Origin of the sequence: Streptomyces dioscori, from assembly GCF_003024195.1 — a bacterium.
Lineage (GTDB): Bacteria > Actinomycetota > Actinomycetes > Streptomycetales > Streptomycetaceae > Streptomyces > Streptomyces dioscori.
In genome coordinates, this window is record NZ_KZ679072.1 from 1 (window position 1) to 20,717 (window position 20,717).

Sequence of the window (20,717 nt, forward strand, 5' to 3'; positions counted from 1 at the left end):
ACGTCACCGGCAGCCCCGACGAGATCACCGACCGGGCCGTGACCGCGCTGGACGGCCTCGCCCGCTAAGCCCCCCCCCCCCCCCCCCCCCCCCCCGGGGGGGGCCCCCCCCCCCCCCCCCCCCCCCCCCCCCCCCCCCCCCCCCCCCCGCACAAGCCGCCAAGCCACCGAGTCACCCACCGAGCCACCCTCGCAAGACCAATTGACGACCCGTCAGATCACTCGTACGGTCCCTGCATGCCAGTCACGGCGTACGACCTCACCGGACGCACAGCTTTCGTCACCGGCGCGGCGAGCGGCATCGGCCGCGCCTGTGCCGTGCTGCTCGCGGAGGCGGGTGCGACCGTCCACTGCGCGGACCTGGACACCCACGGCCTGGACGGGACGGCGGCACTGATCAAGGACGCGGGCGGTACGGCCCGTACCCACCCCCTCGACGTCACCGACCGCGCCCGGCTCGGCGAGGCGGTCGCGACCTGCGCACGCCTGGACGTCATGGCCGCTGTCGCAGGGATCATGCACAGCAGCCCGGTCCTGGAGACCCGCGACGAGGACCTCGACCGGGTGCTGGAGGTCAATTTCAAGGGCGTCCTGTACGCCTGCCAGGCGGCGGCCCGTTCGATGCTCGCCTCCAAGACGCCGGGCAGCATCATCACGATGGCGTCGGGAGCCGTGGACACCGGCGGGGCGGGGCTGCTCTGCTACGGAGCCGCGAAGGCGGCCGTCGTGCAGCTGACGAAGACCCTGGCGACCGAGATGGGCCCGCACGGCATCCGGGTCAACGCGGTCGCACCGGGCTGGATCCGTACGCCCATGACCGAACGCCACGACGTGGCGGCCCAGGCGCGGACGGAGGCGTTCATGTCACGGATGTCGCCACTGGGCCGAGTGGGCGATCCCGAGGACATCGCTCACGCGGTCCTGCACCTCGCCTCCGACGCCTCGGCGTTCACGACGGGCCAGATCCTCCGCCCGAACGGAGGCGTGGCGATGCCGTGGTGAAACCCGCCCCACCACTCCCGCAAGCACCAGACGCAACACAGCGCCACAGCCAGACAAGGGCCAAACACCTCCCTCAATACGGTTCCCCCCGCTCCAGCATCGGCCCACGCCACCTCCGCCAGACCCCCGAGACCCGCCGCACCCACTGGTCGGACCCGGCCGCACCCACGGCCCGCCCCTTGGGCACGCAGTGCACCGGAAGCAGGCTCAGCCCCCACCCGCCGGCCGCGACCGCCCCCTCCAGCACACCGGCATCGGCGGCGAAGGCCAGCCGTATCACCGCCCACCACCAGAGCCCTCCGGCACCCAGAGCAAGCCCCCACCTGCCTATTCGCCCGACCCGCCCCATCCGTTCCGTCCGCCCAGTCATGGCACCGCCTCCAGCCCGACGCTAGACCGCCGCGTTTCCCTCTCGACAGGGCGCACCAGCACAACAGGAGCGCACCGGGCGCACCAACGGCTCCCGCCCCACCGCGGCGCGCCCCGAACCGGAGCAAGCCCGCAACCTTGCAAGCCGCAGCGCCGCAAGTCCGCCGCTACCCGTTCTCCGCCTGGAACATCCAGTGGTGCTTCTCAAGGTCCGCGGTGATCTGGATGAAGATGTCCTGGCTCACCGGGTCCGCCTCCCCCGTCGCGTCCACCCGCTGCCGCATCCGTCCGATCACGGCTCCGAGGGCGTCCACGAGGGCTCCCACCGCGTCGGTGTCCTTCACCCAGCCGTCCTTCACGGGCCCGATCCCACTGCTGTGCGCGACGGTCGCGGCCCGTCCGTCCGGGGAGACACCGAGCGTGGAGGCACGCTCCGCCACGGTGTCGGAGTGCAGCCGGGCGGTGTCGACGACCTCGTCCAGCTGGAGGTGGACGGACCGGAAGCGCGGGCCGACCACGTTCCAGTGGATCTGCTTCGCCACGAGCGACAGATCCACCAGGTCGACCAGAGCGCCCTGCAGCGCCTCGGACACGGTCTTGAGATCGGCATCGGACAGCGGGCTCTTCACGACGTACATCGACATCCTCCGGTCAGCAGCACCCCCGGGCGTTGTCCCCGTCCTAACCATCGCCGCCCCGGCCGATACCGGCAAACGCGACAAACACCACTCCCCCTGAAGCCCCTCCCCGACGCCACGCAAAAGCCCCGACCGCAGTCCCCCGGGTCTCCCCGGAGGAGCCCCGGCCGGGGCTCTCACACAATCCTTCTCACAACTACTTCTCAGCGCCGCGAACAGCGCTTCTCAGCTCACAGGCGTGAGCCGACGGGCGTCACGCGGCGACGACGTCGACCGCCTCCGCAGGCGCCTTGATGGTCACCCGTTCCGGCGGCACACTGCTCACCGAGACGGAGTTGAGCCTCGGGCGTACCGGCGTGGGTACAGGCTCGGTGGCCGCTGCCGACTGGGCCAGCTCGGCCAGAGCGAGTTCGTCGCTCACTTCCCGCATGAGCTCGGACATCCGTACGTCCAGCGCGTCGCAGATCGCGGAGAGCAGTTCGGAGGATGCCTCTTTCTGCCCCCGCTCCACCTCGGAGAGATAGCCGAGTGAAACTCGGGCGGACGAGGAGACTTCGCGCAGAGTACGGCCCTGGCGCTGGCGCTGCCGACGCAGCACGTCACCAAGCAGGCGACGGAGCAGAATCATCGGTGGCTCCCTCCTCGGTCCGCGTAGCCGCATCCTTCTCGCCCCACCGTACCGCCTTGCGCCGCGGCCGTGCGGGGAGCGATGTCGTGTTCACTCAGGGCTGCAAACATCAAAACCCCCCGTTCTGTTCCGTATCCTGTGCCCGATCATTCCCAGGGTGTTCGCTCACAAGCCGCTCCAGAAGCAGGGCGAGCACGCTCCGTACACTCTCCATACGGATTTCCGTCCGGGAGCCGTTCAACCGCAACGCGGACACTTTCCCGCCAGGAGCGCGTTCATGCGTCGCTTCGGACGGCCCGTCCACGGCGATGAAAACCGTGCCGACCGACTGCCCGTCCTGGGGTTCCGGGCCCGCGACTCCGGTGGTCGATATCCCCCAGTCCGCGCCGAGGACCCTGCGGGCGCCGGCCGCCATCTGGGCCGCGACCTGCGGATCCACCGCTCCGCGCTGATCCAGCAGAGTGGCGTCGACACCCAGTACGTCACGCTTGAGGTCGGTGGCGTACGCGGTCACGGAGCCGCGGAACGCCTTGGAGGCCCCGGGCACCGCCGCGAGCTCCGCGGCCACCAGACCGCCGGTCAGCGACTCGGCGACAGCAAGGGTCTCGCCTCTTACTGTGAGTAGTCGCAGCACTTCGGCGGCCGTGGAGGTCACGCTTCCGCCTCCTCGGCGGCGGCCTTCCGCTCGGCCATTCCCTCGCGCCGCAGCACAATGGCCTGTCTCACATAGTCGGCCCCGGTGATGACAGTCAGGGCGACCGCCCCGGCCATCACCCAGAACCTCAGGGTGGCCAGCGGCCCCGTCAGCGCCAGGACGTACATCCCGACGGCGATGCCCTGGGTCAGCGTCTTCAGCTTGCCGCCGCGGCTGGCCGGGATCACGCCGTAGCGGATCACCCAGAAGCGCAGCAGGGTGATCCCGAGCTCCCGTCCGAGGATCACCGCCGTCACCCACCACGGCAGATCACCGAGGTAGGAGAGACAGATCAGCGCCGCTCCCATGATCGCCTTGTCGGCGATCGGGTCGGCGATCTTCCCGAAGTCGGTGACGAGGTTGTACGTCCGAGCGAGATGACCGTCGAAGACGTCCGTGATCATGGCGACGGCGAAGGCCGCCCAGGCCCAGGCCCGCCATACGGGGTCGTAGCCACCGTCGGCGAGCATCAGCGCCACGAAACCCGGCACGAGCACGAGCCGGAGCATGGTGAGCAGATTGGCGACGTTCCACACGCTGGCCTGGTTGACGGCCGCGTCGATCAGCTTGCCGCCGCGCGGCGTCTTCGGCCCCTGAGCGCCCGATGCGCCCGCACCGGAAGCACTCATACCGGAACCGGAGACTCCCGGTCCGGAGACTCCCGGTCCAGTGGTCCCTGTACCGGAGGTCCCCACACCAGTGCTCCCTGTACCGGAGGTCCCCACACCAGTGGTCCCTGTACCGGAGGTCCCCGTACCGGAGGTTCCCGCGCCAGGGGCGCCAGGAGCACCGGCGGCACCGCGTGTACCGGGCGCACCGGAGCCGCCCGCCGCAGGTGCCGGGACTCCGGTCATCTGGCCGCCTCCTCAGTACACACGAGCGAGCCCGGGAGCGGCTCGGCCACCAGGTCGACACCTTCCGTACCGACCACCTTCGCCTCGACCATACGGCCGACGGTCAGTCCTTCGCCGCTCGTGAACACCACCTGGCCGTCGGTCTCGGGCGCCTGGTGCGCGGCGCGGCCGTACGCCGGCTCGCCCTCCGTGGCCGATCCGAGGGACTCGACCAGCACCTGGAGGGTCTCGCCGACGCGCTCCTCCGCCCGCTGGGAGACCAGCTCCTCGGCGAGCCGGGACACGCGTGCGAGGCGCTCGGCGACGACGTCCTCGTCCAGCTTGTTCTCGTACGTGGCGGCCTCGGTGCCGTCCTCGTCGGAGTACCCGAAGACACCGATGGCGTCGAGGCGCGCGGCGGTCAGGAAGCGCTCCAGCTCCGCCAGGTCCTCCGCGGTCTCGCCGGGGAAGCCCACGATGAAGTTCGACCGCACACCGGCCTGCGGGGCCTTGGAGCGGATCGTGTCGAGGAGTCCCAGGAACTGCTCGGTGTTCCCGAAGCGCCGCATCGCGCGCAGCACGCCGGGGGCGGAGTGCTGGAAGGACAGGTCGAAGTAGGGGGCGATGTTCGGCGTGGAGGTCAGTACGTCGATGAGTCCGGGGCGCATCTCGGCGGGCTGGAGGTAGCTGACGCGCACCCGCTCGATGCCCTCGACCTCGGCGAGCTCGGGCAGCAGCGTCTCCAGGAGGCGGATGTCGCCGAGGTCCTTGCCGTACGACGTGTTGTTCTCGGAGACCAGCATGACCTCCTTCACGCCCTGCTCGGCGAGCCAGCGCGTCTCGCCGAGCACGTCACTGGGGCGGCGCGAGATGAAGGAGCCGCGGAAGGACGGGATGGCGCAGAAGGAGCAGCGCCGGTCGCAGCCGGAGGCGAGCTTCACGGAGGCCACCGGGGAGCCGTCGAGCCGCCGGCGCAGGGGCGCACGGGGGCCCGAGTCGGGGGCGAGTCCTTCGGGGAGGTCGGCGGGACCGTGTCCCGGAAGGGCGACCTCCGCTCCGGCGTCCTGCCGCTCGGCGGGGCTGATCGGCAGCAGCTTGCGCCGGTCGCGCGGGGTGTGGGCGGCGTGGATCCCGCCGTTCAGGATGGTCTGGAGCCGGTCGGAGATGTCGGCGTAGTCGTCGAAGCCGAGGACGCCGTCGGCCTCGGGGAGGGCCTCGGCCAGTTCCTTGCCGTACCGCTCGGCCATGCAGCCGACGGCGACGACCGCCTGGGTTCTGCCATGACCCTTGAGATCATTGGCTTCCAGGAGGGCGTCGACGGAGTCCTTCTTGGCGGCTTCGACGAAGCCGCAGGTGTTGACGACGGCGACGTCCGCGTTCTCGGCGTCCTCCACGAGGTGCCAGCCGTCCGCCTCCAAGCGGCCTGCGAGCTCCTCCGAGTCCACCTCGTTACGGGCGCAGCCAAGGGTGACGAGTGCGACGGTACGGCGTTCAGGCATGGGCTCAAGACTACTTCGTCCCACTGACAGCCCACGTCGACGGGGTTGGCCGACGTCGGCCAACCCCGTTCCCGCCTGCCCGAGAGGCCGGGCGGATGTACGAACAAGCGCCTCTCGGTGTGTTCCGGCTCAGCCGACCTCGGGGTCGCCCTTCGTGTACGTCAGGCGCTCCACCTGGCCGGGCTGGAACTCGTCGTCGATCTTCTTGCCGTTCACGTACAGCTGGATGGCGCCCGCGTCACCGAGGACGAGGTCGACCTTCTCCTTGTCCTGGAAGGTCTTGGAGTCGCCCTGCTCCAGGAGGCCGTCGAAGAGCAGCCGGCCGTTGTGGTCCTTGGCCGAGATCCAGCTGCGGCCGTCGGGGGCGCTGACCTGGACGGTGACCTTGTCCTGCGGCGCGGCCGCGATGGCGTCGGACGGGTCGGACTTCGGGGTGTCCGGCTTGGTCGGCGACGGCTTGGTCTTGGCGGGCTTGCTCGCGGTGGGCGTCGACCCCTCCGCGACCTGCGTCGTCCTGTCGTCGCCGTCGTCACCGCTGAACATCGTGAATCCGACGAAGCCGATCACGGCGACGATCGCGGCGACCATGGCAGCGGTCCAGTTGGGGCCCCGGCGCTCGGGACGGATCCGCTCCGCCTCGAACATGGGTGCGGCCGGGGTCGGTGCGGGCCGCCCGCCGTGGTCCGCGTCATAGCGCTTGAGCAGTGCGGCCGGGTCGAGATCGACGGCGCGGGCGAGCGTCTTGATGTGCCCGCGCGCGTAGACGTCACCGCCGCAGGGGCCGAAGTCGTCCTGCTCGATCGCGTGCACGATGGCGATACGGACCCGGGTGGCGTTACTGACGTCGTCGACGGTCAGCCCCGCCGCGATACGCGCCTGCCGCAGGGCGTGGCCCACCGAAGGCTGATCGTCCTCTACGGAGGGACGCTCGTCCTGAGGAGAGTTGTCGTCAGAGGAGTGGTCGTCAGGGGAGTTGCCGATGGACACGGGGGCGCCTTTCGAGCGTAAAGCCACCTGTGCTGGGGGTTCAGTCTAGGGGGGGTGCGAAAGGGTGGGGCAACCGGGCGGTGGGACTTTGTACGCCATCAGAATGGCCGGTCATCCTGATGCCGGGACATGTCTCTGTCCCTTCCCTCAACTTGACGTGCGACGAAGGGAAACGGTTGCTCACCGTTTCCTTACGGGTGAGTCACGTTCGGATCACCCCGGTGGCCCCGACAAAGGTCACCCGGGCGGTCCGACCCGACTCCCTAGGACTCCGCCTGCCCCCGGATGACCGCCAGCACTCCGTCCAGCTCGTCAGCCTTCACAAGAACGTCACGAGCCTTGGATCCCTCGCTGGGTCCGACGATGTTGCGGGACTCCATGAGGTCCATCAGCCGGCCGGCCTTGGCGAAGCCGACGCGGAGCTTGCGCTGGAGCATCGAGGTCGACCCGAACTGCGTGGAGACGACCAGTTCGGCGGCCTGGCACAGCAGGTCGAGGTCGTCGCCGATGTCCTCGTCGATCTCCTTCTTCTGCTTGGTGCCCACGGTGACGTCGTCCCGGAAGATCGGCGCCATCTGGTCCTTGCAGTGCTGCACGACGGCGGCGACCTCGTCCTCGGTGACGAAGGCGCCCTGCATACGGGTGGGCTTGTTCGCCCCCATCGGCAGGAAGAGCCCGTCGCCCTTGCCGATCAGCTTCTCGGCGCCGGGCTGGTCGAGGATGACGCGGCTGTCCGCGAGCGAGGAGGTGGCGAAGGCGAGCCTGGAGGGCACGTTCGCCTTGATCAGACCGGTGACGACGTCGACGGACGGCCGCTGGGTGGCGAGCACGAGGTGGATGCCCGCCGCGCGCGCGAGCTGCGTGATGCGCACGATCGAGTCCTCGACGTCGCGCGGCGCGACCATCATCAGGTCCGCGAGCTCGTCCACGATCACCAGCAGGTACGGGTACGGGGACAGCTCCCGCTCGCTGCCCTCGGGCAGTTTGACCTTGCCCTTCCTTATGGCGGCGTTGAAGTCGTCGATGTGCCGGTACCCGAAGGCCGCCAGGTCGTCGTACCGCAGGTCCATCTCCCGTACGACCCACTGCAGCGCCTCGGCGGCCCTCTTCGGGTTGGTGATGATGGGCGTGATCAGGTGCGGGATGCCCTCGTACGCGGTCAGCTCGACGCGCTTGGGGTCGACCAGGACCATGCGCACGTCCTCCGGCGTCGCCCGCACCATGATCGAGGTGATCAGGCAGTTGATGCACGAGGACTTTCCGGAACCGGTCGCTCCGGCCACCAGGACGTGCGGCATCTTCGCGAGGTTGGCCATCTCGTAGCCGCCCTCGACGTTCTTGCCGAGCGCGACGAGCATCGGATGGTCGTCCTCGGCGGCGTCCGCGAGCCGCAGGACGTCGCCCAGGTTGACCATTTCCCGGTCGGAGTTCGGGATCTCGATGCCGACCGCCGACTTGCCGGGGATCGGGCTGATGATCCGCACGTCGGGGCTGGCGACGGCGTACGCGATGTTCTTGGCGAGCGCCGTGATCCGCTCGACCTTCACGGCGGGGCCCAGTTCGACCTCGTACCGGGTGACCGTCGGACCGCGCGTGAAGCCGGTGACGGAGGCGTCGACCTTGAACTCCCTGAAGACGTTCTGCAGGGAGGCGACGACCGCGTCGTTGGCGGCACTGCGCGTCTTGCCGGGGCCGCCGCGCTCCAGGAGGTCGAGCGAGGGCAGGGAGTAGGTGATGTCGCCGCGCAGCTGGAGCTGCTCGGCCCGCGCCGGGAGATCCCGGGACGTGTCGGGGGCGGGTTTGGTGAGGTCGGCGACCTCACCCTTCAGCATCTCCTGCTTGGGCCTGGCGCTCTTCGCACGCGCGGCGGGCACCGGAGTGGCCTCCTCGCGCCGGCCGGCCTCCTCGGCGGCGCCCGAGTCCTCCCGCTCGCCCCGGTCGGTGCCGACGCCCTGCGTGAGGTCGGCCACCAGGGGCGAGGGCGGCATGCCGTGCATCACCGCGCCGTCGAGCGCCGCGGCGGCAGCGGCGGCCACGTCGACGGCGTCCATGGGCCGGTCCAGCGCGGGCTGCTGCACCGCGGGCCGCCTGCGGCGGCTCCGGCGCTCCGAGAGCGCCTCCTGCTCGGCATCGTCCGGGTCGTACGCCTCGGGCGCCGTACGGCGCCTCCGGGGGCTCTCAGGCAGCGCCTCGCGCCACTGCTCGTCGTACCGCTCGTCGTCGTCCTCGGCGAACACGTCGTCGCTCGCCCGCGGCTGCAGGACACCCAGCCGGACCCCCAGCAGCCGCAGCCGCTGCGGAATCGCGTTGACGGGGGTCGCGGTGACCACCAGCAACCCGAAGACCGTGAGCAGCACCAGAAGGGGCACCGCCAGCACCTCGCCCATGGTGTACGTCAGCGGAGTCGACGCGCCCCAGCCGATGAGCCCGCCCGCGTCCCTTATCGCCTGCATGCCGTCGCTGCGCGCGGGCGCCCCGCAGGCGATGTGGACCTGACCGAGGACGCCGACGGCGAGTGCGGACAGACCGATGACGATGCGTCCGTTGGCCTCGGGCTTCTCGGGGTGCCGGATGAGCCGGGCGGCGACGACCGCGAGCAGTATCGGCACGAGCAGGTCGAGGCGGCCGAAGGCGCCGGTCACCAGCATCTCGACGAGGTCGCCCACCGGGCCGCGGAGGTTGGACCAGGTCCCCGCCGCGGTGATCAGTGTGAGACCGAGCAGCAGGAGCGCGAGACCGTCCTTGCGGTGCGCCGGGTCGAGTCCCTTTGCGCCGCGCCCTATGCCGCGGAACACGGCGCCGACGGCGTGCGCGACACCGAGCCACAGGGCGCGTACGAGCCTGTACACGCCCCCTGTGGGGCTGGGTGCCGGCTTCGGGGGCGGGGCTTTGCGGACTGCGGCCTTCTTCGCGGGCGGCCTTTTCGCGACGGCTTTCTTCGCGGCGGGGGCCCGCTTCGCCACAGCCTTCGTCGGAGCGACCGCCTTCTTCGCGGGCGGCTTCTTGGCTGCGGGCTGACGTGAGGCCATGGGTGTGAGGTTACCGGTGGAGACCACTGCGGACACGTGTGCCTACTGCTTCACCCGTTCGTGTCGCCCGTTCCCGGCGCCGAACTGACGCCGGCTCGGCGGCAACCCCGGCCGCGCGGAACGCTGTTCGGCCCGCCGAACCCCGTGCGGCACGGGAAGGCCGATCGCGGCGGGCCCACCGAATCCACCGGACCCGCGACAACACACAAGCCGCACAAGGGGTCTGAACCGTCGCCACAGCGTTGCCGTGAAGCCATGGACCGTCACCGGCACCCGCGCCTCGCCCCCGGCGGACCCTCACGGTCAGTCGGCGGCCGGAGCGGCCCGAGGGCTCGCCTGCGAGGCAGGCTCAGTTCTGGGACGGCAACGAAGCCGCCCCGCTCCCTGTGCCCGGCTCCAGCGCGTCCAGCGCGCGGCGCAGCCCCGTCAGCTTCCGTTCGAGATGGGCCGCGGTGGCCACCGCCGCCGCGTCCGCCGAATCGTCGTCCAGCTGTTTGGACAGAGCCTCGGCCTGCTCCTCGACGGCCGCGAGGCGCGCGGAGAGTTCGGCCAGCAGTCCGGCCGGCTCCTTGGTGTCACCGAGCACCGACTTGCCGCCACCGCCCTCCAGCTGCAGACGCAGCAGCGCCGCCTGCTCCCGGAGTTGGCAGTTCTTCATGTAGAGCTCGACGAACACCGAGACCTTCGCGCGCAGCACCCACGGATCGAACGGCTTGGAGATGTAGTCCACCGCACCCGCCGCATACCCGCGGAACGTGTGGTGCGGCCCGTGGTTGATCGCGGTGAGGAAGATGATCGGGATGTCCCGGGTCCGTTCCCGCCTCTTGATGTGCGCGGCGGTCTCGAAACCGTCCATGCCTGGCATCTGGACATCCAGCAGAATGACCGCGAAGTCGTCCGTGAGCAGCGCTTTGAGCGCTTCCTCCCCGGAAGATGCCCGTACCAGTGTCTGATCGAGCGCAGAGAGGATGGCCTCCAGCGCCAGCAGATTCTCCGGCCGGTCATCGACCAGGAGGATCTTGGCCTTCTGCACCATGGCCCGCCCTCCTCGTCCCGGCAGTGCACCGGGCGCCGCCCCAGGGGACGGCTTCTGAGCGCCGCCCGTCCTTGTGCCGGTCATGGTAGCCGCACCCCGCCTGTCGCCACACCCTGTCACCGCGATGTCACTGTGCACGTAGCAGAAACGCAGTGGGAGACCAGAAGGTTCCCCGAATCCCGGGTTTCTACACGGCTCCGGGCACAGTCAGTCAGCAACTCGGCATACCGGGTTGCCGCCCGACCGGCCCGTGGACGCGATCATTTCCCCACCACTCAATCATCCTCGGCCGCCCGACGAAACCCGCCCCTCGATCACTGGCCGCGCATCCACTGCTGCATCACCGTGAGCAGGTGATCGGGATCGACCGGCTTCGTCACGTAGTCGGAGGCACCCGACTCGATGGCCTTCTCCCGGTCGCCCTTCATCGCCTTCGCGGTCAGGGCGATGATCGGCAGCCCGGCGAACTGGGGCATCCTGCGGATCGCCGTCGTGGTCGCGTATCCGTCCATCTCCGGCATCATGATGTCCATCAGGACGACCGTCACGTCGTCGTGCTGCTCCAGGACCTCGATGCCCTCGCGGCCGTTCTCGGCGTACAGCACCGAAAGACCGTGCTGCTCCAGGACGCTGGTGAGCGCGAACACGTTGCGGATGTCGTCGTCGACGATCAGCACCTTCTCGCCCTCGAAGCGGAAGACGGCACGCGCGCGCGGGGCGACCTCCTCGCCGCCCGAGTCCCAGGCCTCCGGGGCCTGCGTCCGGGACCCCTGCAGCGCGGGCCGCTGCTCGGCCGCGGACACCGCCCTGCGGCGCCGCCTGAAGAGCGCGGCGGGCCCGTTCTGGGTCTCCTGGTACGACCTGACCTCCGCCGGTGTCTCCACCCGTGCATCGGCCTCGTCGTCCGCGCCCGCGGGCAGCGCGCCGTTCTCCATGGGCGGGGACAGCTGCGGATAGCCCTGCGGCGGGAGTTCGCTCGGGTGCAGCGGCAGATACAGCGTGAACGTCGAGCCGCGTCCCGGCTCGCTCTGCGCGTGGATCTCACCGCCGAGCAGCCGCGCGATCTCCCGCGAGATGGACAGGCCGAGGCCCGTACCGCCGTACTTGCGGCTCGTCGTGCCGTCCGCCTGCTTGAACGCCTCGAAGATCACCCGCATCTTGCTGGCCGCGATCCCGATACCCGTGTCGGTCACGGAGAACGCGATCAGATCGGCGTCCGCGTCCCGCAGCGAGCCCGCCTCCAGCAACTGTTCCCGGATGGCGACCGGCACCTCCGCGCCCGCGGGCCGGATGACCAGTTCGACCGCTCCGGAGTCGGTGAACTTCACCGCGTTGGAGAGGAGGTTGCGCAGCACCTGGAGGAGCCGCTGCTCGTCCGTGTGCAGCGTGGCCGGCAGTTCCGGCGACACCCGTACGGAGAAATCGAGGCCCTTCTCCGCCGTCAGCGGACGGAAAGTGGCCTCTACGTAGTCGACGAGCTGGACCAGCGCGATACGCGTCGGCGACACGTCCATCTTGCCCGCCTCGACCTTCGACAGGTCGAGAATGTCGTTGATCAGCTGGAGCAGGTCCGAACCCGCCCCGTGGATCGTCTCGGCGAACTCGACCTGCTTGGGCGTGAGGTTGGAGTCCGCGTTGTCGGCGAGCAGCTTGGCGAGGATCAGCAGCGAGTTGAGCGGCGTACGCAGCTCGTGGGACATGTTCGCCAGGAACTCGCTCTTGTAGCGCATGGAGACGGCGAGTTGCTCGGCGCGCTCCTCCAGGACCTGCCGCGCCTCCTCGATCTCGGTGTTCTTCACCTCGATGTCGCGGTTCTGCTGGGCCAGCAGTTCGGCCTTCTCCTCCAGCTCGGCGTTGGACGCCTGGAGGGCCTTCTGCCGGTTCTCCAGCTCCGCCGACCGCTCCCTGAGCTGCTCGGTCAGCTCCTGCGACTGCTTGAGCAGCACCTCGGTCTTGGTGTTGACCGCGATGGTGTTGACGCTCGTCGCGATCATCTCGGCGATCTGGCTGAGGAAGTCCTTCTGGATGTGTGTGAACGAGTGGAACGACGCCAGCTCGATCACCCCGAGGACGGTCCCCTCGAAGAGCACCGGCAGCACGATGACATGCGCCGGAGGTGCCTCCCCGAGCCCGGAGGCGATCTTCAGGTACCCCGGCGGCACGTTCTCCACGAGAATCGTGCGCTTCTCCTTGGCGGCCGTCCCGATCAGCGTCTCCCCGGGCCGGAACGACGTCGGCATGGAGCCCATCGAGTAGCCGTACGACCCCAGCATGCGAAGTTCGTACGAGTCGTCGTTCGCGGCGCCCACGTGTTTGCCGTCGTCCAGCGGCATCGCCATGAAGAAGGCGCCGTGCTGCGCCGACACCACCGGCGTCAGCTCGCCCATGATGAGCGAGGCCACGTCGGCGAGGTCTCGGCGGCCCTGCATCAGACCGGAGATCCGGGCGAGGTTGCCCTTCAGCCAGTCCTGCTCCTTGTTGGCGATGGTGGTGTCGCGGAGGTTCGCGATCATCTTGTTGATGTAGTCCTGAAGTTCCTGGATCTCGCCGGAGGCGTCCACGTCGATCTTCAGGTTGAGGTCGCCGCGGGTCACGGCGGTCGCCACGCGCGCGATGGCACGCACCTGCCGGGTCAGGTTCCCGGCCATCTCGTTCACCGACTCGGTGAGGTCGCGCCAGGTGCCGTCGACGTCGCGTACGCGCGCCTGGCCGCCCAACTGCCCCTCGGTGCCCACCTCACGGGCCACCCGGGTGACCTCCTCGGCGAACGACGACAGCTGGTCGACCATCGTGTTGATGGTGGTCTTCAGCTCCAGGATCTCGCCGCGCGCGTCGATGTCGATCTTCTTGGTCAGGTCGCCCTTGGCGATGGCCGTGGTGACCATCGCGATGTTGCGCACCTGTCCGGTCAGGTTCGACGCCATGCCGTTCACGGACTCCGTGAGGTCCTTCCACGTACCCGACACGCCCGGCACGCGCGCCTGGCCGCCCAGGATGCCGTCCGTGCCCACCTCGCGGGCCACCTTGGTGACCTGGTCGGCGAACGAACTCAGCGTCTTCACCATGGTGTTGAAGGTGTCGGCGAGCTGCGCGACCTCGCCGCGCGCCTCGATCGTGACCGTCCGCGTCAGGTCGCCGTTGGCGACGGCCGCCGCGACCTGGGAGATGTTCCGCACCTGCACGGTCAGGTTGTTGGCCATCAGGTTGACGTTGTCGGTGAGGTCCTTCCAGATGCCCGTGACACCCGACGCGTGCGCCTGGCCGCCGAGGATGCCCTCGGTGCCCACCTCGCGGGCCACCCGCGTGACCTGCTCGGCGAACGACGACAGCTGGTCGACCATCGTGTTGACGGTGGTGACGAGTTCGAGGATCTCGCCCTTCGCGTCGACGGTGATCTTCTTCGACAGGTCGCCCTTGGCGACGGCGGTCGTGACCTCGGCGATGTTGCGCACCTGGATCGTCAGGTTGTTCGCCATGAAGTTCACGGACTGCGTGAGGTCCTTCCAGGTGCCGGAGACACCCTGCACCTCGGCCTGCCCGCCGAGGATGCCCTCCGTACCCACCTCACGGGCCACCCGCGTGACCTGCTCGGCGAAGTTCGAGAGCTGGTCCACCATCGTGTTGAGGGTGTTCTTCAGCTCCAGGATCTCGCCGCGCGCGTCCACGTCGATCTTCTGCGAGAGATCACCGCGCGCCACCGCCGTCGCGACCTGCGCGATGTTGCGCACCTGCGCGGTGAGGTTGCCGGCCATGCCGTTCACCGAGTCGGTGAGGTCGCGCCACACGCCCGCGACCCCCGGCACCTGTGCCTGACCGCCGAGCCGGCCATCGGTGCCCACCTCGCGGGCCACCCGGGTCACCTGCTCGGCGAAGGCGCTGAGCTGGTCGACCATGGTGTTGATGGTGTTCTTCAGTTCGAGGATCTCGCCACGGGCGTCCACCTCGATCTTCTGCGAGAGGTCACCGCGCGCCACCGCCGTCGTCACCTGGGCGATCTGCCGCACCTGGGACGTGAGGTTGCCCGCCATGAAGTTGACGGAGTCGGTGAGGTCCTTCCACGTGCCGGACACCCCGTCCACGCGCGCCTGGCCGCCCAGGCGGCCCTCCGTACCCACGTCGCGCGCCATCCGCGTCACCTGGTCGGCGAAGGACGACAGCTGGTCGACCATCGTGTTCACGGTGTTCTTCAGCGCGAGCATCTCGCCGGAGACGTCCACGGTGACCTTCTGCGACAGGTCGCCGTTGGCCACCGCCGTCGTCACCTGGGCGATGTTCCTCACCTGTCCGGTGAGGTTGCGGAACGCCGTGTTGACGGAGTCGGTGAGGTCCTTCCACGTACCGGCCGCGCCGGGCACCTGCGCCTGACCGCCCAGCTCGCCCTCGACACCGACCTCCCGCGCCACCCGGGTGACCTCCGCGCCGAAGCTGGAGAGCTGGTCGACCATCGTGTTGACGGTGTTCTTCAGCTCCAGCATCTCGCCGGCGACCTCGACGCTGACCTTCTGCGACAGATCGCCGTTGGCGACCGCAGTAGTTACTGCGGCGATGTCCCGCACCTGCGTGGTCAGGTTCCGGAAGACCGTGTTCACCGAATCGGTGAGGTCCTTCCACGTGCCCGCCGCGCCCGGCACGTTCGCCTGCCCGCCGAGCCGCCCCTCGCCACCGACCTCGTTGGCGACACGTGTGACCTCGTCCGCGAACGTCCGCAGCGTCTCGGTCATCTGGTTGATCGTCTCGGCGAGCTGCGCGACCTCGCCCCGCGCGGACACGGTCACCTTCTGCGACAGATCACCGTTGGCGACCGCCGTCGTGACCTGCGCGATCCCCCGCACCTGCGCGGTCAGGTTGCCGGCCATGAGGTTCACCGAATCGGTGAGGTCCTTCCACACCCCGGCCACTCCGGGCACCTGCGCCTGCCCGCCCAGCTCGCCCTCGGTGCCCACCTCGCGCGCCACCCGCGTCACCTCGGAGGAGAACGAGGACAGCTGGTCCACCATCGTGTTGACGGTGTTCTTCAGTTCGAGCATCTCACCGGCCACGTGAACCGTGACCTTCCGGGACAAGTCACCCTTGGCGACCGCCGTCGTCACCAGCGCGATGTCCCGCACCTGGGCCGTCAGCCGGTACGCCATCGTGTTGACCGAGTCCGTGAGGTCCTTCCACGAACCGGACATACCGCGCACCCGGGCCTGACCGCCCAACTTGCCCTCGGTGCCGACCTCGCTGGCCACCCGCGTGACCTCGTCGGTGAACGTGGACAGCTGGTCGACCAGGTTGTTGACCGTGCGCCCGACCTTCAGGAACTCACCGCGCAGCGGGTGCCCGTTGCCGTCCGCGGCCTGCGCCCGCAGCTCCATACGCGGCGACAGATCGCCCTCCGCCACCGCCGACAGCACCCGGCCGACCTCTGAGACGGGCCGTACGAGATCGTCGACGAGCGCGTTGGAGGCGTCGATCGCCGCGGCCCAGGAACCCTCACAGGCGCCCGTCTCCAGCCGTTCCGTGAGCTTTCCCTCACGTCCGACCATGCGCCGCACCCGCGACAGCTCACCCGTCAGCTGCAGATTCCGGTCGCCCACCTCGTTGAAGACAGCGGCGATCTCGGACATCACGCCGTCGCCGGAGACCGTGAGCCTCTTACGGAAGTTGCCGTCCCGCATCGACACCAGGGCCGCCAGCAGCCTGTTGAGGGCCGCCGTGTCCACCTCTGTGGTGCCATTACGCGGTTTACGCTGATTACTCAGGGACTGTCCGCCTTTCGCGCGCGTCTTAGTGCCCCGCGTCGCTGCGCCAGACTCCACTGTGTCCCTCCCGCAAGGGTCGACCATTTACTGCTCGGCGTACTCGGTACTTCTTGCTCCGCTACTTCTAGCCCCGCGTGCCGGAAGGCTCTCAACCTGCCAGGACCTTCCCTTGAAGCCTGCCCAGTGTTTCACCATGGCTGAACCAGGCCATAACAGTTCGGCAGCTTCGCACACGGTCCGCACACCCTCCGGACGTAAACACTGACGACCGGCATCCGCATGGACCGCGAAGGTAAGTAACCTTGCATGCGGCTGTCCAGCCACGCCGGTCCTTCCGGCCTGGGCGGTGGCACGAGCACGAGCGGGCAGGCAGGCATCGGAGGGCACCGCACCATGACCACCGGACTGCATCCTGGGGGACCACCCCAGGATCCCCGGCCGACCGAGAATCAGCTCCTGCCCCGGCAGGGGCAGGCCGGCCACGGACCCCTGCCCGCCGACGACCGGACAAGGAGTTCTGTGATCACCGCGCGCGCGGCCGCCAGCTTCGACCCTGTCGGGCGGTCCGTCGCGACCGCTCGTTCCTTCGTCCGTGACACCCTCCAGGGCTGGGGCTTCGCCGACATCGTCGACGACGCCGTGGTCCTCACGAGTGAGCTGGTCACCAACGCCGTGGTGCACGCCGGCACGTCCGCGGACGTCCTGTGCCTGCGCAGCGACGACGGCGTACGGATCGAGGTGGCAGACCACTACCCGGAACGTGAGATTCCACTCCAGGGCAGCGCCGTCAACATGGGCAACCCCGACCGCGAGGGCGGGCGCGGCCTCCAGCTCTGTGCCGCCCTGGCCGGCCGCTGGGGCGTCGAGTACACGCCCACCCGCAAACAGGTCTGGTTCCAGCTGGACCTCCCCGATCGCGCGGTGGGCACCCGCACCGCGGGCCCGTCCCTGCCCTCGCACCTCCTCCCCCTCGCCGACGGCCGCGTCCGCGTCGCGGTCGTCCAGATCGACCGCGCGGGCGCGATCAACGCCTGGAACGAGGACGCGGAGGAGCTCTTCGGCTATCCGGCGGAGCAGGTCGTCGGCAAGCCGCTGACCGATCTCGCGGCCTGGCCGCACACCCCCGGCACCAGCACCGGCATCGTCGAGGCCCTCAAACTCTCCCGCTGGGAGGGCAGTTACGGCCTGCGCGGCGCCAACGGCCGCGTCACCCCCGTATACGCCTCGCACCTGCGCGTACGCGACACCGGCGGTGAGCCCTCAACGGTCTGCCTGCTGGTCCGCGACCACGAACGAGCGGTCCTGCAGACCCCGTTGCGCGTCTCGGCCACGGACACGACCACCTCCTCCGAAGGCCATGCCTCGGACCCCTTCGAGGTGTTCATCGGCTCACCGGCCCCGGACGACCTGGACGGCCTCCTCCAGCGCACGGTGGAACGCGCCCGCGACATGCTCGACGGCGACTCCGCCTTCCTCCTCCTCGCGACCGACGACGAGACGGAACTGGAAGTACGTGCCTCCACCGGGCTGCCCTCCGCCCGCCAGCGCTTCGCCCGCGTCCCTGTGGAGGCCGGTACGGGCCGTTACGGCTCGGCCCGTATGCCGGCCGTCCACGAGGACCTCACGGCCGTCCCAGGGGCCGTACCGCTCCTCAGCGGCACCGGTATGCGTTCGGTCGTCACGGTCCCCCTCAAGGTCGAGGGCAGACTCACCGGCTCGCTCGGCGTGGCCGCCGAATCACCGGCCCGCTACTCGAACGAGGAGGCCCTGCGCCTCCAGTTCGCCGCCGACCGCATCGCGCTCGCCGTGGAGTCGGCCCGCCTCGGCGAGCTGGAACGGCTGCGCCGCGGCTCGCTGTCCTTCCTCGTCGAGGCCTCGGACCTGCTCGCGGGCACGCTGGACCGCGACCAGACACTGGCCCTGATGGCCCAGATGACGGTCCCGACCCTGGCCACCTGGTGTGCCGTCTACACGATTGCCGACCAGGCCTCCGACCCCTACCTTTCGTACGTCCTGCACGAGGACGAGGAGCGCATCGACGGCCTCAAGGCCCTCCTGTCGAAGATCGACCCTCCGGACCCGGTCCCCACACCGGGCGCCCGCGTGTGGGCGGCCCCCGCGGAGGCGGCCCACACGGCGGCCCTGCGCACCTCCATGCGCAGCCTCGGCCTGGGCGGCGGACCGTCCTCGGTCAGCTCCGGCATCGGTACGACTCTGGCGACGGCCGGCGCGGTGGGCGGCGAGACGGTCGTCCTGCCCCTGGTGGCCCGCAACCGCGTCATCGGCATGCTGACGCTCGGCAAGCCGACGGACGAACACTTCCGCCAGGAGATCCTGGAACTGGCGGAGGACCTGAGCCGCCGGGCCGCCCTCGCTCTGGACAACGCGCGCCTGTACTCGGAGCGCACGGCCATCAGCCAGTCCCTCCAGCGCAGCCTCCTGCCCCCGGAGCTCCCCCACATCGAGGGCGTCGAGGTCGAGGTCATCTACCGCGCGGCAGGCGAGGGCAACGAGGTCGGCGGCGACTTCTACGACCTCTTCCCCATCCGCGACGGCGCCTACGGCTTCGCCATCGGAGACGTCTGCGGTACGGGACCGGAGGCGGCCGCGGTCACCGGACTCGCCCGGCACGCACTGCGCCTGCTGGCACGCGAGGGCTACGGTGGACCGGCGGTCCTGGACCGGCTGAACTCCGCGATCCTCGACGAGGGAGCCCGCAGCCGCTTCCTGACCCTCCTGTACGGGGAGTTGTGGCCCCAGCAGGACGGTTCGGCGCTCCTGAAGGTGGTCTGCGCCGGCCACCCGCTCCCCCTGCGTCTGCGCCCGGACGGCACGGTGGAACCGGCCGCCGAACCCCAGCCGCTCCTAGGCGTCATGGACGACCTGGAGTTGTACGAGCAGGAGGTGACCCTCGACCCGGGGGACGTCCTGCTGTGTGTGACGGACGGCGTCACCGAACGCCGCGAGGGCACCCGCATGCTGGGCGACGACGGCCTCGCCGATGTGCTCACCACCTGCACGGGTCTGACGGCCGGTGCGGTGGCCGCCCGCATCATGCGTGCGGTCGAGCGTTTCGCGAGTGACGCCCCGTCCGACGACATGGCCATTCTGGCGATGCGTGTCCCGGGTCTGCAGAAGGACTGACGGTTGGTTTCCCGGGGCCGCACCGGCCCCGGGAAACGCGAAAGGCCCCCGCCCACAAGGGCGGAGGCCTTTTTGTCTGAGCCCCCAAACGGAATCGAACCGTTGACCTTCTCCTTACCATGGAGACGCTCTACCGACTGAGCTATAGGGGCCTGTTGCTTTCGGGGTCTCCCCGTGGCAACGGAATAAAGCATACCCCGAACGCCGGTGTGCTCCCAACTGCGTTCGATACCGCGCTCGGTACTGCGTCGGTACTGCGTTTGGCTGCCCTAGAAGGCAGGCTGCAGCAGTCCGCCGAGGGCATTGCACGCGGACACGATCCGCTGCATCTCCCGCTTCGTCAGCGACGCGTCGACAGGCAGCGCCAGCGTCTCGTCGGCGGCCCGTTCGGTCTCGGGCAGGCAGACGTCCCGCCTGAACGCTGTCATCCGGTGCACCGGCGTCTTGACCGGCACCTTGCACTCGACGCCCTTGGCCCGCACGGCCCGCGCGAAGGCATCGCGGTCCGGCCGTCCGTTCCCCAACACCCGCACGACGTACTGCTGGTAGGTGTGTCCCGCACCTCGCTCCGGAGTCCGCACACCCCGCAACCGTCCGTCGAGGTAGGTCGCGCGCGCCCTGCGCTCCTCGACCCCGGCATACGGTGCCTCGGGCTCGCCCTGTTCGAGCACCAGCAGCCCACGCCGCCGGCCGATGTCCCACAGGCGCGGCATGTCGGCGAGCTGTCCGAAGCGGTGCACGGCGACCAGGGCGGCCGTCCGCGGCCCGACAGCCGCCTCGACCTCGGCGGTGTCGAGGCAGTACGTACTCGGATCGATGTCGACGAACACCGGCAGTGCGCCGGCCAGGACGACGGCCTCGGCCACCTCGGCGTTCCCGAACGCCGGCACGATGACCTCGTCACCGGCTCCGACACCAGCGGCCCTGAGCATTGCAGCAGTACTCATGCACGTGATGTTGGTCGCGCAACGTGAACTCCAAGTGACGCCAAACAAAAAAGAGCTGGTCCCTGAACCTAAGTTCAGGGACCAGCTCTCTTAATATTAGTTCGGCGGCGTCCTACTCTCCCACAGGGTCCCCCCTGCAGTACCATCGGCGCTGTAAGGCTTAGCTTC

The 20,717-nt window shown here is 69.6% G+C and carries 13 protein-coding genes, 1 tRNA gene and 1 rRNA gene; 2 read left to right on the forward strand and 13 right to left on the reverse strand.

Annotated features, from left to right (window positions below; translation table 11 throughout):
* Nucleotides 1-236 precede the first annotated feature (236 nt).
* Entirely contained in the window at nucleotides 237-1,001 is a 765-nt protein-coding gene (locus C6Y14_RS43705; protein ID WP_107022499.1) for an SDR family NAD(P)-dependent oxidoreductase, read from the forward strand.
* Between the two features lie 73 nt (nucleotides 1,002-1,074).
* On the opposite strand, the gene C6Y14_RS43710 is transcribed toward C6Y14_RS43705, so the two are convergent.
* The 10 genes from C6Y14_RS43710 to C6Y14_RS43755 form a co-directional block, all read right to left on the reverse strand.
* The gene (locus tag C6Y14_RS43710) at nucleotides 1,075-1,371 is read right to left on the reverse strand and encodes a hypothetical protein (protein ID WP_318658090.1); all 297 of its coding nucleotides are present in this window, start codon (nucleotides 1,369-1,371) and stop codon (nucleotides 1,075-1,077) included.
* A 166-nt stretch (nucleotides 1,372-1,537) separates the two neighbouring features.
* A complete protein-coding gene (locus C6Y14_RS43715; protein ID WP_107022500.1) occupies nucleotides 1,538-2,008 on the reverse strand; it encodes a Dps family protein in 471 nt (156 codons plus the stop codon).
* A 253-nt stretch (nucleotides 2,009-2,261) separates the two neighbouring features.
* Nucleotides 2,262-2,636 (reverse strand): helix-turn-helix domain-containing protein, encoded by a 375-nt coding sequence (locus C6Y14_RS43720; RefSeq protein ID WP_107022501.1) that lies wholly within the window; start codon nucleotides 2,634-2,636, stop codon nucleotides 2,262-2,264.
* A gap of 109 nt (nucleotides 2,637-2,745) precedes the next feature.
* Nucleotides 2,746-3,291, reverse strand: a complete 546-nt coding sequence (locus C6Y14_RS43725; protein ID WP_107022502.1) for a CinA family protein — start codon at nucleotides 3,289-3,291, stop codon at nucleotides 2,746-2,748.
* Nucleotides 3,288-4,184, reverse strand: coding sequence for a CDP-diacylglycerol--glycerol-3-phosphate 3-phosphatidyltransferase (pgsA, locus tag C6Y14_RS43730; protein ID WP_107022503.1), 897 nt, complete (start codon nucleotides 4,182-4,184; stop codon nucleotides 3,288-3,290). The genes C6Y14_RS43725 and pgsA overlap by 4 nt, the downstream gene beginning before the upstream one ends.
* Nucleotides 4,181-5,662 (reverse strand): 30S ribosomal protein S12 methylthiotransferase RimO, encoded by a 1,482-nt coding sequence (rimO, locus tag C6Y14_RS43735; RefSeq protein ID WP_107022504.1) that lies wholly within the window; start codon nucleotides 5,660-5,662, stop codon nucleotides 4,181-4,183. The genes pgsA and rimO overlap by 4 nt, the downstream gene beginning before the upstream one ends.
* Before the next feature lie 129 nt (nucleotides 5,663-5,791).
* Nucleotides 5,792-6,649 (reverse strand): helix-turn-helix domain-containing protein, encoded by an 858-nt coding sequence (locus C6Y14_RS43740; protein ID WP_107022505.1) that lies wholly within the window; start codon nucleotides 6,647-6,649, stop codon nucleotides 5,792-5,794.
* 263 nt (nucleotides 6,650-6,912) lie between these two features.
* On the reverse strand, nucleotides 6,913-9,678 hold the full coding sequence (locus tag C6Y14_RS43745; protein WP_107022511.1) for a DNA translocase FtsK: 2,766 nt from the start codon (nucleotides 9,676-9,678) through the stop codon (nucleotides 6,913-6,915).
* A gap of 349 nt (nucleotides 9,679-10,027) precedes the next feature.
* Nucleotides 10,028-10,714, reverse strand: a complete 687-nt coding sequence (locus C6Y14_RS43750; RefSeq protein ID WP_107022506.1) for a response regulator — start codon at nucleotides 10,712-10,714, stop codon at nucleotides 10,028-10,030.
* 314 nt (nucleotides 10,715-11,028) lie between these two features.
* Complete coding sequence (locus C6Y14_RS43755) at nucleotides 11,029-16,515, reverse strand: HAMP domain-containing protein (protein ID WP_107022507.1); 5,487 nt, start codon at nucleotides 16,513-16,515, stop codon at nucleotides 11,029-11,031.
* 336 nt (nucleotides 16,516-16,851) lie between these two features.
* Here C6Y14_RS43755 and C6Y14_RS43765 point away from each other — a divergent pair, with 336 nt between their 5' ends.
* Nucleotides 16,852-19,602, forward strand: a complete 2,751-nt coding sequence (locus tag C6Y14_RS43765; protein ID WP_107022508.1) for a SpoIIE family protein phosphatase — start codon at nucleotides 16,852-16,854, stop codon at nucleotides 19,600-19,602.
* Between the two features lie 79 nt (nucleotides 19,603-19,681).
* Here C6Y14_RS43765 and C6Y14_RS43770 read toward each other — a convergent pair.
* The 3 genes from C6Y14_RS43770 to rrf form a co-directional block, all read right to left on the reverse strand.
* A tRNA-Thr gene (locus tag C6Y14_RS43770) sits at nucleotides 19,682-19,754 on the reverse strand.
* 117 nt (nucleotides 19,755-19,871) lie between these two features.
* Nucleotides 19,872-20,549: a DegT/DnrJ/EryC1/StrS family aminotransferase gene (locus C6Y14_RS43775; RefSeq protein WP_107022509.1), complete on the reverse strand. Its 678-nt coding sequence runs from the start codon at nucleotides 20,547-20,549 to the stop codon at nucleotides 19,872-19,874.
* Nucleotides 20,550-20,648: 99 nt separating this feature from the next.
* Nucleotides 20,649-20,717 (reverse strand): 5S ribosomal RNA (rrf, locus tag C6Y14_RS46065); the annotation flags it as partial.